This window comes from Blautia sp. 1001283B150304_161114_C9 (assembly GCF_015668165.1).
Lineage (GTDB): Bacteria > Bacillota > Clostridia > Lachnospirales > Lachnospiraceae > Blautia_A > Blautia_A wexlerae.
Genome location: NZ_JADPGO010000026.1, coordinates 40999 through 53807 on the forward strand (window position 1 = coordinate 40999; position 12809 = coordinate 53807).

Sequence of the window (12809 nt, forward strand, 5' to 3'; positions counted from 1 at the left end):
TGATTATTGTGCTTCACGTTTCTGCGGCGCAGGGCGATTTTCATATGTAACAATATCGCTGTCAGGCAATGTGCCCGTTCAGGGACACTGTGAAGAATAACAGATTACGACTAGGAGAGGTAGCATGGCGAAATATCTGGTGATAGTAGAATCACCTGCAAAAGTGAAAACAATAAAGAAATTTCTCGGTGCGAATTACGATGTGGAAGCTTCTAACGGACATGTCCGTGATTTCCCGAAGAGTCAGTTCGGAATTGATGTTGAGCATGATTTTGAACCCAAATATATAACGATCAGAGGAAAGGGAGAACTGCTTGCAAAGCTTCGCAAGGCTGCAAAGAAAGCAGACAAGATTTATCTTGCAACTGACCCTGACCGCGAGGGAGAGGCAATTTCCTGGCATCTGATGCAGGCATTAAAAGAAGATCCGAAGAAGATGCACAGGATTACCTTTAACGAGATTACCAAGACAGCAGTAAAATCATCGATCAAACAGGCCAGAGACCTGGATATGGATCTGGTAGATGCACAGCAGGCAAGACGTATGCTTGACCGTATGGTAGGTTATACCATCAGCCCGCTTCTCTGGGCAAAAGTCAAGAGAGGCTTAAGTGCGGGGCGCGTACAGTCTGTTGCGCTTCGTATCATCTGTGACAGAGAAGATGAGATCAATGCGTTTATTCCGGAAGAATACTGGAGCCTGGAGGGAGATTTTCAGGTGAAGGGTGAGAAGAAACCGCTGCAGGCGAAGTTCTATGGAACAGATAAAAAGATGGATATCCACAGCAAAGAGGAAATGGATAAACTTCTGGCCTCTCTGAAAGATAAAGAATATGAGATCAATGAAGTAAAGAAAGGCGAGAGGATCAAGAATGCACCGCTTCCCTTTACTACAAGTACCTTACAGCAGGAAGCAGCCAAGACCTTAAACTTTTCCACACAGAAGACAATGCGTCTGGCACAGCAGCTGTATGAAGGAATTGATATCAAAGGAAATGGAACGGTAGGTGTGATCTCTTATCTGCGTACAGATTCCACCCGAATCTCGGAGGAAGCAGATGCTGCTGCAAGAGAATATATCACTGCTCAGTACGGAGAGGATTATGTTTCAAAGTCTGAGAAAGCTGTGAAAAAGGGACAGAAGATCCAGGATGCTCACGAAGCGATCCGTCCTACAGACATCAGCCGTACACCGGCTGTACTGAAGGAATCTCTTTCAAGAGATCAGTTCAGACTGTATCAGCTTATCTGGAGACGTTTTGCGGCCAGCAGAATGGCTCCTGCAAAATACGAAACAACATCTGTCAAGATTGGTGCAGACCAGTATATTTTTACAGTCTCTGCCTCCAAGATCATATTTGACGGATTTATGTCTGTATACACAGATGAAGAGGACCAGAAAAAAGGAAATGTTCTGAATCAGAGTCTTGAAAGAGGAATGAAGCTTAGTCTTAAGGAACTGAAACCAGAACAGCATTTCACGCAGCCGCCTGCACATTATACAGAGGCATCTCTGGTCAAGACTATGGAAGAACTGGGGATCGGACGTCCAAGTACCTATGCGCCGACGATCACAACGATCATCAGCCGCCGTTATGTTGCAAAAGAACAGAAGAACCTGTATGTTACAGAGTTGGGGGAAGTTGTCAATAATATTATGAAACAGGCTTTCCCGAGTATTGTAGATGTAAACTTCACTGCGACTATGGAAGGGCTTCTGGACTGTGTGGCAGCAGGAACTGTAAAGTGGAAGACAGTAGTAAGCAACTTCTATCCGGATCTGAAGAAGGATGTAGATGCTGCAGAGGAAGAACTTGAAAAGGTTGATATTCAGGATGAAGTGACAGATGTGATCTGCGAAAACTGTGGCAGACATATGGTGATCAAATATGGTCCTCATGGACGATTCCTTGCATGTCCGGGATTTCCGGAATGCAAAAATACCAAACCATATTTTGAGAAGATCGGGGTGGCATGTCCGAAATGTGGAAAAGAGATTGTGCTTAAGAAAACCAAAAAAGGACGTAAGTACTACGGATGTGAGGATAATCCGGATTGTGATTTCATGTCCTGGCAGAAACCATCAGCAAAGAAATGCCCGAAATGTGGAAGCTATATGGTGGAAAAGGGGAATAAGCTTGTCTGCAGCCAGGAGACATGTGGATATGTAGAGGCAAAGGACGAGAAAGAATAATAACGGATTGTAAATGTTATAAATGGGACTGTTGCAGCAGTTGAAAATGAATTTCATTAATGCAACAGTTCCGTTTTTTGTCTTACAGTCAGTGACTTTCTGACTTTTTGTCTTCAATCCTTTGAATTTTTGATGATGATATTTATTGAATAATATTATAAAAGGAATCTATTTTCAGAAAAGCAAAAATAAATAAAAAAATAGTAAAATTTGTCTTGTAATTTGACTTTAAAACGTGTAAAATCAAAGTATCAGTAATGTTAATGACCATGTGTGTCTGAATCTTTCTTGCGAGCAAAAGAAAGTGACTGCTCATTTATGAAATAATGACAGAAAGATTTCGGATATGTACAGGGTGAAAGGAGGACAATATGAGTGTTCAGCTGCTGGATAGAACAAGAAAAATTAATAAACTTCTGCATAACAGCAGTTCCAGCAAAGTGGTATTTAATGACATCTGTCAGGTTCTGATGGAGACACTGAGTTCCAACATTCTGGTTCTCAGTAAAAAAGGAAAGGTTCTGGGTGTCAGTTTATGCCCGGGAGTAGAGGAGATCACTGAACTGATCGAGGACAAGGTTGGCGGATATGTAGATTCCCTGTTAAACGAGAGATTTCTGGGTGTCCTGTCAACAAAAGAGAATGTAAATCTTCAGACACTGGGATTTGAACATGTATCAAGCAGTTATCAGGGAATCATTAATCCGATAGATATTGCAGGGGAACGACTGGGTACTGTATTTATGTATCGTTATGAGAAACCATATGACATTGAAGATATTATTGTCAGTGAATATGGAACAACCGTTGTAGGGCTTGAGATGATGAGAGCGGTTCATGAAGAGAATGCTGAGGAGGACAGAAAGCAGCAGGTAGTGAAATCTGCGTTTAATACTTTATCTTTCTCCGAACTGGAGGCGATCATCCATATTTTTGATGAACTTGACGGAGATGAGGGAATCCTGGTTGCAAGTAAGATCGCAGACCGCGTGGGAATCACCAGATCTGTTATCGTAAACGCTTTGAGGAAGTTTGAAAGTGCCGGTGTGATCGAATCCAGATCTTCCGGTATGAAAGGAACCTACATTAAAGTGCTGAATGAAGTCATTTTTGATGAACTGGAAGAGATTAAAGCTCAGAGAAATAAGAAATCCTGATATAGAAGCTTCCATAAATAATGAATGCAAGAAGGCTGTCTGCTGTATGGTGGACGGTCTTTTTATTATGTTACAGGAATTATAGCAAGCCTCTTAATTAATGTATTTGAAGACAATTCAACTGAGTGTGAAAGACAAGGAAGATATGACAAAATTATTTGTAAATTAAGAAAACAAAAGAAAAAAAGAGAATATATAAGTAAAAAAGAGAATATAGATTATTTCATAATGATAAAAGCACTTGCGAAATCGACTCATTTTCAATAATATAAGGACAGTGATTAGCACTCGAAGTAAATGAGTGCTAGCAAAAATCGGCAGAATTAGACAGAGTGCCGAAACAGTTACCGGATATTTTGCAATAACGGAAAGAGTACGGTAACAGGAAAGCTTTAGTTGGAGAATAAAGGAGGATATAGATCATGACATTAGTACCTTTAGGTGACAGAGTTGTATTAAAACAGGTTGAAGCAGAAGAAACAACAAAATCCGGAATCGTTCTTCCGGGACAGGCACAGGAGAAACCACAGCAGGCAGAAGTTGTAGCTGTAGGACCTGGCGGAGTTGTTGACGGCAAAGAAGTAAAAATGGAAGTAGCTGTAGGTGATAAAGTTATCTACTCCAAATATTCAGGAACAGAAGTAAAAATGGATGGCACAGAATACATTATCGTAAAACAGAATGATATTCTTGCAATTGTTAAATAAGCAATATCAAAATAGAAAACATAAATGAAGATACTTATAAGATAATATTTACAGGATGTAACATGAAATACCGGCTAAGTATCAGAAAGAATTCATAGAGATCAAAATTTGAATCAGGAGGTCATATTATCATGGCAAAAGAAATTAAATTCGGCGCAGAAGCCAGAGCAGCTCTTGAAGCTGGTGTAAATAAATTAGCTGATACAGTAAGAGTAACATTAGGACCGAAAGGAAGAAACGTAGTTCTTGACAAACCATACGGTGCTCCGCTTATCACAAACGACGGTGTTACAATCGCAAAAGAAATTGAACTGGAAGACGGATTTGAAAACATGGGCGCACAGCTGATCAAAGAAGTTGCTTCCAAAACAAACGATGTAGCAGGTGATGGTACAACAACAGCTACTGTTCTTGCACAGGCTATGGTTCACGAAGGAATGAGAAACCTGGCAGCAGGCGCTAACCCGATCATCCTCAGAAAAGGAATGAAGAAAGCTACAGATGTAGCTGTAGAAGCAATCAAGAACATGAGCCAGACAATCAGCGGCAAGAAACAGATCGCAAACGTTGCATCTATTTCCGCAAGCGATGAGACTGTTGGACAGTTAGTAGCAGATGCTATGGAAAAAGTTTCCAAAGATGGCGTTATCACAGTAGAAGAATCCAAGACAATGCACACAGAACTTGACCTTGTAGAAGGTATGCAGTTCGATCGTGGATATGTATCCGCATATATGTCAACAGATATGGAAAAAATGGAAGCAAATCTGGAAGATCCATATATCCTGATCACAGACAAGAAGATCAGCAACATCCAGGAAATCCTTCCATTACTGGAGCAGATCGTAAAAGTTGGTGCGAAACTTCTTATCATTGCTGAAGATGTAGAGGGTGAAGCTCTTACAACTCTGATCGTAAACAAATTAAGAGGAACCTTCCAGGTAGTAGCTGTCAAAGCTCCGGGATATGGTGACAGAAGAAAAGAAATGCTTCAGGATATCGCAATCCTTACAGGCGGCCAGGTAATCTCCGAAGAAGTTGGTCTGGAACTGAAAGACGCAACTATGGAGCAGTTAGGACGTGCAAAATCTGTTAAAGTTGCAAAAGAGAACACAGTTATCGTTGACGGTATGGGTGACAAAGATGCAATCGCAAACCGTGTTGCTCAGATCCGTGGACAGATTGAAGAAACAAAATCTGAATTTGATAAAGAAAAATTACAGGAAAGACTTGCAAAACTGGCTGGCGGCGTAGCTGTTATCCGTGTTGGTGCTTCCACTGAGACAGAAATGAAAGAAGCTAAGCTTCGTCTGGAAGATGCTCTTGCAGCTACAAGAGCAGCAGTAGAAGAAGGTATCATTGCAGGTGGCGGCTCTGCTTACATCCACGCATCCAAAGAAGTTGCAAAACTTGCAGCAACTCTGGAAGGTGACGAGAAGACAGGTGCAAATATCATCCTGAAAGCTTTGGAAGCTCCTCTGTTCCGCATTTCTGCAAATGCAGGACTTGAAGGTTCCGTAATCATCAACAAAGTAAGAGAATCTGAACCGGGAATCGGTTTCGATGCTCTGAATGAAAGATATGTAGATATGGTAAGCGAAGGTATCCTTGATCCTGCAAAGGTTACAAGAAGTGCTCTTCAGAATGCTACAAGCGTTGCGTCTACATTACTTACAACAGAATCTGCTGTTGCAATTATCAAAGAAGACACACCTGCACCAGCTGCTAATCCTGGAATGGGAATGATGTAATTTTTAATAAACGATAAAATTATACCGCAGTATGCTCAGATAAAAATAGTATGTTACTGTTCACTCCGTTCACAGTAACATAGCCAAAATTCATTCCAGATTGCCTGCGGCAATGGAATTTTGGCTTGTATGTCTCGGGATTTTGGCATATTCATGCCAAAACACCTCGCGGAACAGTGGTGTGTGAACAGTAACAATAGTACAGGTGGAATATGTGAAACGGAACCGTCGTCATAGACGATGGTTCCGTTTTGTGATATAATGCAGAAAAACAGCATGATGAATAAAATATAATTGTTAAATATGCTGTGCAAAAAAAGCTGCTTTCAACAGCTGAACAAATGAAAAGGAGACGAAACAATGGGCGACTTGTATTCAGAATTACTGGTAAAGAAAGATAAGACGGCTAAAGACAGCCTGCTCAAATACGGTCTGATCGTTTTGACAGTGTTGGCAGTATTTGCCGGACTTATCATCACACCGCTGGCACTGATCATTGCCGTAGCGCTTGGAATTGCATGCTATTTTGTAATCCCGAAAACAGATGTAGAATATGAATATCTGTTTATCAATGGCGATTTTGACATCGACATGATCATGTCAAAGACAAAAAGAAAGAAAGTAAAGAGCTTCAAATTATCAGAGGCAGATCTGGCTGCACCGCTGGATTCCCACAGAATGGACTATTACAACGGAAACCAGAACATGAAAGTACTGGATTTTTCATCAGGAAATCCGGAGCATAAACGCTTTGGTGTTATCACAAGACTGGACGGAAATTTATGCAAGATCATCCTGGAACCGGATGAGGCGCTTGCACAGGCTATGAAAAATTCAGCACCGAGCAAAGTTTTTTTGGATTGACATAGAATCTGATTTTTGTTACACTTGTTGAAAATAAAAGGACCAGTTGCTGGTTCCTTTTTACATTACAATAGTAATTTAATTTCATATACGCAAGGGAGGAAATGCAATGGGTACTATCATTGGTGAAGGCATTACTTTTGATGACGTGCTGTTAGTTCCGGCATATTCAAAGGTAATTCCGAATCAGGTAGATGTCACAACTTACTTAACAAAGAAGGTTAAACTGAACATTCCTATGATGAGTGCAGGAATGGATACAGTAACCGAGCATCGCATGGCAATCGCTATGGCGAGACAGGGTGGTATTGGTATTATTCATAAGAATATGTCCATTGAAGCGCAGGCAGAAGAAGTAGACAAGGTAAAACGTTCTGAGAACGGTGTTATCACAGATCCTTTCTATTTATCTCCTGAACATACACTTAAGGACGCAGATGAGTTAATGGCAAAGTTCCGTATCTCCGGTGTGCCGATCACAGAGGGCAGAAAACTGGTCGGAATCATTACTAATCGTGATCTGAAGTTTGAGACAGATTTCAGCAAGAAGATCAAAGAGTGCATGACTTCTGAGGGACTGATCACAGCCAAAGAAGGAATTACACTGGAAGATGCCAAGAAGATTCTGGCAAAATCACGTAAAGAGAAATTACCTATTGTAGATGATGACTTTAACTTAAAAGGCTTAATTACTATTAAAGATATTGAGAAACAGATCAAATATCCTCTGGCTGCAAAGGATGAGCAGGGACGTCTTCTCTGCGGTGCTGCGGTAGGAATCACTGCTAATGTACTTGCACGTGTTGATGCACTTGTAAAGGCATCTGTAGACGTGATCGTAATTGATTCTGCACATGGACATTCAGAGAACATTCTGAAGGCTGTACGCGAGATTAAGGCAGCATATCCGGAACTGCAGGTGATCGCAGGTAACGTAGCAACAGGTGCTGCGACAAAGGCTCTGATCGAGGCCGGTGTAGATGCAGTTAAGGTTGGTATCGGACCTGGATCTATCTGTACCACACGAGTTGTTGCAGGTATCGGCGTTCCGCAGATCACTGCTGTTATGGACTGCTACGAAGCTGCAAAAGAATACGGAATCCCGATCATTGCAGACGGTGGTATCAAGTATTCCGGAGATGTCACAAAGGCAATCGCAGCCGGTGCGAATGTCTGCATGATGGGAAGCATGTTTGCAGGATGCGACGAGAGCCCGGGAACATTCGAACTGTATCAGGGCAGAAAATATAAAGTATACCGCGGTATGGGATCTATCGCAGCTATGGAGAACGGAAGTAAAGACCGTTACTTCCAGGAGAATGCGAAGAAACTTGTTCCGGAAGGCGTAGAAGGACGTGTTGCTTACAAAGGACATGTTGAGGATACTGTATTCCAGCTCATGGGCGGTCTCCGTTCCGGTATGGGATATTGTGGAGCAGAAACTATTGAGAAGCTTAAAGAAACAGGCAGATTCATCAAGATTTCTGCTGCATCTCTTAAGGAATCTCATCCACATGATATTCATATCACAAAAGAAGCTCCGAACTATAGCGTAGATGACAAATAATAAATTTCAGGTGTAATATATGCCCCGGCTGGCTGCTGATGGAAAGAAATAAGATTTCCAGGCATGCCGGCCGGGGTATTTTTTGCAGGGAGTAAAATCCCGTAAGAGAAGGTAAAAATGCAAAAGCATATAAACAAAAAGAAAAAAACAGATACCAGAACAGGGAAAACTGCAGTAAAAAAGAAAAACAGCAGGTCGAAAAGACGAAAGAACAGCAGAGTAAGGCAGAGAAATCAGAGAATTCTTATGAGCCTTATGCTGCTCGTGATCATAGTTCTGATTGGGTGGATCATAATAAATCGGGCCAGTGAAAATGGATGGAGTATTGGGGACTTTTTACATAATTCTGACACGATGATTTCTGATGCGGAACAGTCAGGAACAGATAATGCGGATTCTTCAGGCGGACCGGAACAATGGCAGAAAGAAGGGGCGCCGTACATAGATGTGGAACTGCTGACACCGAATGAATATTCCAGACCGCAGATTCCCATTGAGAGTGTACAGTATATTGCCATTCATTATACTGCAAATCCGGGGGCAACAGCCATTGCAAACAGGAACTACTTTGAGAATCTGGCGACTACTCATGACACAAAGGTGAGCAGTCATTTTGTAGTGGGACTGGATGGGGAAGTGGTGCAGTGTATTCCTACGTCAGAGATGTCCTATGCGACGAACTCACGTAATGTAGATACTTTGTCCATCGAGTGCTGTCATCCGGATGAGACGGGGAAATTTAATGAGGCAACTTATGATTCGGCAGTGAAGCTTTCTGCGTGGTTGTGCGTGCGGTTTGGGCTTACATCAGAGAACGTGATCCGGCATTATGATGTTACCGGAAAAAACTGTCCGAAATATTATGTGGAGAATCCGGATGCATGGATACAGATGAAATCGGATATTGCGGTGCAGATTGATGTTGATTATGGTTTGCAGGATGTTCAGTAAAACGAAAATTCAGCACAGTACAAAAAAATTTGCCTTGAAATCCACAAAGAAGTATTGTACTATAATAACAACGTGTGATTTTTTTTCACAACAGTGCCTGCATGACTGGCGGAAGTAGGATTACCTACAGGGAGTGCAGCGAGTATATGAGCCGACCGCCTGGGCAGCCTGGAAATTATTCAATGAATAAATAGGTTTCCCAGGCTTTTTTTAACCTTATTTTTAACGAAAAGGAGAAAAATTATGGAAATGTTATCACTGGAAAAAGAACTGAAAGAGAATTCCTATCCTGGCAGAGGAATTGTGATTGGACGTTCCGCAGACGGTAAGAAAGCAGTGACAGCTTATTTCATCATGGGCAGAAGCGAGAACAGCAGAAACAGAGTATTTGTAGAGGATGGTGAGGGAATCCGTACCCAGGCATTTGATCCGTCCAAACTTACAGATCCGAGTCTGATCATCTATGCACCTGTACGTGTACTGGGAAACAAAACAATCGTAACTAACGGAGATCAGACAGATACCATTTATGAGGGAATGGATCATCAGCTTACTTTTGAGCAGTCCTTAAGAAGCAGAGAATTCGAGCCGGACGGTCCGAACTATACACCTCGTATCTCCGGTGTTATGCACGTAGAGAACGGAAAATTCAACTATGCAATGTCAATTCTCAAGAGCAACAACGGAAATCCGGATGCATGTAACAGATACACATTTGCATACGAGAATGCCATTGCAGGAGAGGGACATTTCATCCATACTTATAAATGTGACGGAAATCCACTTCCAAGCTTTGAAGGCGAACCGAAACTGGTAGCAATTCCGGATGATATGGATGAGTTTGCAGAACTTCTCTGGAACAGCCTGAACGAAGATAACAAAGTATCTCTGTTTGTAAGATATATTGATATTGAGACAGGTAAGTACGAAAGCAAGATCATTAATAAGAATAAATAATAGTCACTTACTGAGTACAGATAGTGCTCATAGATTATTGTGAACATAAGACGATGCTTTCACAGTAAGAAATTATTTACAGGAATTAATTTTAAAATACTTATTTGGTTCATACGGAGGATTTATATAATGAAAGAATTCGAATTAAAATATGGCTGTAACCCGAATCAGAAACCTGCAAAAATTTATATGGCAGACGGATCTGAGCTTCCGGTAAAGATCCTTTCCGGAAGGCCGGGATATATCAATTTCCTGGATGCTTTTAATGGCTGGCAGCTGGTATCCAATCTGAAGAAAGCAACAGGACTTCCTGCAGCTACATCTTTTAAACATGTATCTCCTGCCGGTGCTGCTGTAGGACTTCCTCTTACAGAGACTCTGGCAAAGATCTACTGGGTAAATGATATGGACTGGAAGAATTTTTCACCATTAGCATGCGCTTATGCAAGAGCTCGCGGTGCTGACAGAATGTCCTCTTTTGGTGATTTTATTTCTCTTTCTGATGTGTGTGATAAAGATACAGCACTTCTGATCAAGAGAGAGGTATCTGACGGTGTTATTGCACCTGGATACACAGAGGAAGCACTGGAGATCCTGAAGCAGAAGAAAAAAGGTAACTACAATGTGATCCAGATTGATGAGAACTTTGTACCGGCTCCGCTGGAACACAAAGAAGTATTTGGTGTAACTTTTGAGCAGGGCCGTCAGGAGCTTGAGATCGATGATGCAATGCTTTCCAATATTGTGACAGAGAATAAAGAGCTTACAGAGGAAGCAAAACGTGATATGAAGATTTCTCTGATCATCCTGAAATATACACAATCCAACTCTGTATGTTTCGTAAAAGATGGACAGGCTATCGGTGTTGGTGCAGGACAGCAGTCACGTGTACATTGTACAAGACTTGCAGGACAGAAGGCAGACAACTGGTTCCTTCGCCAGTGCCCGAAAGTGCTGAATCTGCCATTTAAAGATACAATTTCACGTGCGGAACGTGACAATGCCATTGATGTTTATATCGGGGATGAATATATGGATGTACTTGCTGATGGTATGTGGGAGAAAACTTTCACAGAGAAACCGGAAGTATTTACAAAAGAAGAGAAACGTGCATGGCTGGATCAGATGACGGATGTTACACTGGGATCTGATGCATTCTTCCCATTCAGTGATAATATTGAGCGTGCTCATAAGAGTGGCGTGAAGTATATTGCGCAGCCGGGTGGATCTGTGCGTGATGATGCTGTGATCGAGACTTGCAATAAATATGGAATGGTGATGAGTTTTACTGGTATCAGATTGTTCCATCACTAAGGTGCTGGTATGGGGACGCGCAGGACATTATATGTTTTTGTCCGCGGTTTCGGAGCCTAAGAAAAACTAAGCGCCAGGAAATCTGCTAAAAACATGTAAAAAAATTTCAAACTCGCCGCAAATGCGGCTCAGACAGTGAAATTTTTTTACATAACGCAGATTTCCTGGCGCTAACTTTTTCTAAGACTCCTGCAAATGCGGGCAAAAACATATAATGTCCTGCGCTGGTGTAGAGCCGCGTAGCGAAGCGGATTGCGAATATACGCTTGACTCAGGGATGTTAATCAAGGATATTGTCTATAGATGTTATTCGCAGATATGGAATTGCTATAGTCATGGAAAGTTAATAGAAGGGGATGAAAAAAGCATCAGCCTTAGCTGATGCTTTAAGAGCGATAGACGGGGCTCGAACCCGCGGTCTCGACCTTGGCAAGGTCGCGCGTTACCAACTACGCCACTATCGCATTTATGATGTCAGTTGAGTGATTACCTCAGCGACAAAATATATGATACTATATGCAGTGGAGTTTGTCAAATGTTTTTTTATTTATTTTGAAATTTTTTATGATGGTTTTATTGAAAAATTATGACTCCCTGAAAAGTGCTGAAATTGGCACTTTTCAGGGAACAATACTTACATATTAAGTTCTTTCATTAATTCTTCCTGAGAAATGAATTCGTGACAGTCAGGGTTGTTTTCGATTTCCTTTAACATTATTAAATCTGTTTCATCGGGTTCAACTTTTTCTATATCTGCGAATGTATCAGGCAGTTTAAAATGTTTTTGAATAATATGCCAGAAGATATTAGCATCTTTATCACTCATAATTGATACAGCACCTATAATACGTTCTTTAACATCAGTCATAAAATCACACTCCTTTATAAATCTGTCCACGATTGCCAATCATTCTAATAAAAATAATATTGTCAATATTATTAAAAATTACACGATAATCGCCTATTCGTAGTCGATAACCGTCTTTGCCTTGCAATGCTTTAACATCTCCTTTTGGGAGAACTGATATTGCATTAAGAATCCGCTTTTGAGTAATAGTATCTTGTTTCTTTAAAAATTTAAGGGCTTGTTTTGAATATTTAATTTCCAGATTTCTCACTCCTTTACGAAAAAATATTTATATTTTATCTTATCTTTCGTAAGGCAGAATAGAATTCTGATAATTTTACTATAGCATATAGAAATCATAGAAGCAACATAGTTTATGAAGATTCCGTGAAGGATGGGGTGGAAAATGTTACTGTTCACACACCACTATCCCGCGAGGTGTTTTGGCATGAATATGCCAAAATCCCGAGACATACAAGCCAAAATTCCATTGCCGCAGG

General features: G+C 41.1%; 11 protein-coding genes, 1 tRNA gene and 1 riboswitch. Of the genes, 9 read left to right on the forward strand and 3 right to left on the reverse strand.

Translation table 11 applies throughout. From position 1 onward, the window contains the following. Positions 1 to 124 precede the first annotated feature (124 nt). The 9 genes from topA (at position 125) to I4V44_RS13010 (ending at position 11462) form a co-directional block, all read left to right on the forward strand. A complete protein-coding gene (gene topA, locus I4V44_RS12970) occupies positions 125 to 2194 on the forward strand; it encodes a type I DNA topoisomerase (protein ID WP_008705704.1) in 2070 nt (689 codons plus the stop codon). Between the two features lie 371 nt (positions 2195 to 2565). After that, positions 2566 to 3351 (forward strand): GTP-sensing pleiotropic transcriptional regulator CodY, encoded by a 786-nt coding sequence (codY, locus tag I4V44_RS12975; RefSeq protein WP_008705703.1) that lies wholly within the window; start codon positions 2566 to 2568, stop codon positions 3349 to 3351. Between the two features lie 422 nt (positions 3352 to 3773). Beyond that, positions 3774 to 4058 carry a co-chaperone GroES gene (gene groES / locus I4V44_RS12980; protein ID WP_008705701.1) on the forward strand — a complete coding sequence of 95 codons (285 nt, stop codon included), beginning with the start codon at positions 3774 to 3776 and terminating at the stop codon, positions 4056 to 4058. 131 nt (positions 4059 to 4189) lie between these two features. After that, the gene (gene groL, locus I4V44_RS12985; protein WP_025579650.1) at positions 4190 to 5809 is read left to right on the forward strand and encodes a chaperonin GroEL; all 1620 of its coding nucleotides are present in this window, start codon (positions 4190 to 4192) and stop codon (positions 5807 to 5809) included. 360 nt (positions 5810 to 6169) lie between these two features. Beyond that, complete coding sequence (locus tag I4V44_RS12990; RefSeq protein ID WP_022380754.1) at positions 6170 to 6673, forward strand: DUF6106 family protein; 504 nt, start codon at positions 6170 to 6172, stop codon at positions 6671 to 6673. Positions 6674 to 6782: 109 nt separating this feature from the next. After that, positions 6783 to 8240 carry an IMP dehydrogenase gene (gene guaB / locus I4V44_RS12995; protein ID WP_008705695.1) on the forward strand — a complete coding sequence of 486 codons (1458 nt, stop codon included), beginning with the start codon at positions 6783 to 6785 and terminating at the stop codon, positions 8238 to 8240. 246 nt (positions 8241 to 8486) lie between these two features. Continuing rightward, entirely contained in the window at positions 8487 to 9191 is a 705-nt protein-coding gene (locus I4V44_RS13000) for a peptidoglycan recognition protein family protein (protein ID WP_082809082.1), read from the forward strand. A gap of 91 nt (positions 9192 to 9282) precedes the next feature. Beyond that, a riboswitch (ZMP/ZTP riboswitch) is annotated at positions 9283 to 9363 on the forward strand. 71 nt (positions 9364 to 9434) lie between these two features. Next, a complete protein-coding gene (locus tag I4V44_RS13005; protein ID WP_008705693.1) occupies positions 9435 to 10148 on the forward strand; it encodes an IMP cyclohydrolase in 714 nt (237 codons plus the stop codon). A 129-nt stretch (positions 10149 to 10277) separates the two neighbouring features. Continuing rightward, positions 10278 to 11462: a phosphoribosylaminoimidazolecarboxamide formyltransferase gene (locus tag I4V44_RS13010; protein ID WP_008705691.1), complete on the forward strand. Its 1185-nt coding sequence runs from the start codon at positions 10278 to 10280 to the stop codon at positions 11460 to 11462. Between the two features lie 391 nt (positions 11463 to 11853). On the opposite strand, the gene I4V44_RS13015 is transcribed toward I4V44_RS13010, so the two are convergent. The 3 genes from I4V44_RS13015 to I4V44_RS18320 all read right to left on the reverse strand — a co-directional run bounded on the left by I4V44_RS13015 (position 11854) and on the right by I4V44_RS18320 (position 12580). Beyond that, positions 11854 to 11926 (reverse strand) — tRNA-Gly (locus I4V44_RS13015). Between the two features lie 170 nt (positions 11927 to 12096). Continuing rightward, positions 12097 to 12330, reverse strand: coding sequence for a hypothetical protein (locus I4V44_RS13020; RefSeq protein ID WP_118587211.1), 234 nt, complete (start codon positions 12328 to 12330; stop codon positions 12097 to 12099). Between the two features lie 4 nt (positions 12331 to 12334). Next, positions 12335 to 12580 carry a type II toxin-antitoxin system RelE family toxin gene (locus tag I4V44_RS18320; protein ID WP_008705686.1) on the reverse strand — a complete coding sequence of 82 codons (246 nt, stop codon included), beginning with the start codon at positions 12578 to 12580 and terminating at the stop codon, positions 12335 to 12337. Between the last annotated feature and the right edge of the window lie 229 nt (positions 12581 to 12809).

Coding starts and splice junctions, on each gene's coding strand:
- guaB (WP_008705695.1), top strand. CDS start 6,783: ATGGGTACTATCATTGGTGAAGGCATTACTTTTGATGACGTGCTGTTA.
- I4V44_RS13000 (WP_082809082.1), top strand. CDS start 8,487: ATGAGCCTTATGCTGCTCGTGATCATAGTTCTGATTGGGTGGATCATA.
- groL (WP_025579650.1), top strand. CDS start 4,190: ATGGCAAAAGAAATTAAATTCGGCGCAGAAGCCAGAGCAGCTCTTGAA.
- I4V44_RS13005 (WP_008705693.1), top strand. CDS start 9,435: ATGGAAATGTTATCACTGGAAAAAGAACTGAAAGAGAATTCCTATCCT.
- groES (WP_008705701.1), top strand. CDS start 3,774: ATGACATTAGTACCTTTAGGTGACAGAGTTGTATTAAAACAGGTTGAA.
- topA (WP_008705704.1), top strand. CDS start 125: ATGGCGAAATATCTGGTGATAGTAGAATCACCTGCAAAAGTGAAAACA.
- I4V44_RS12990 (WP_022380754.1), top strand. CDS start 6,170: ATGGGCGACTTGTATTCAGAATTACTGGTAAAGAAAGATAAGACGGCT.
- I4V44_RS13020 (WP_118587211.1), bottom strand. CDS start 12,330: ATGACTGATGTTAAAGAACGTATTATAGGTGCTGTATCAATTATGAGT.
- codY (WP_008705703.1), top strand. CDS start 2,566: ATGAGTGTTCAGCTGCTGGATAGAACAAGAAAAATTAATAAACTTCTG.
- I4V44_RS13010 (WP_008705691.1), top strand. CDS start 10,278: ATGAAAGAATTCGAATTAAAATATGGCTGTAACCCGAATCAGAAACCT.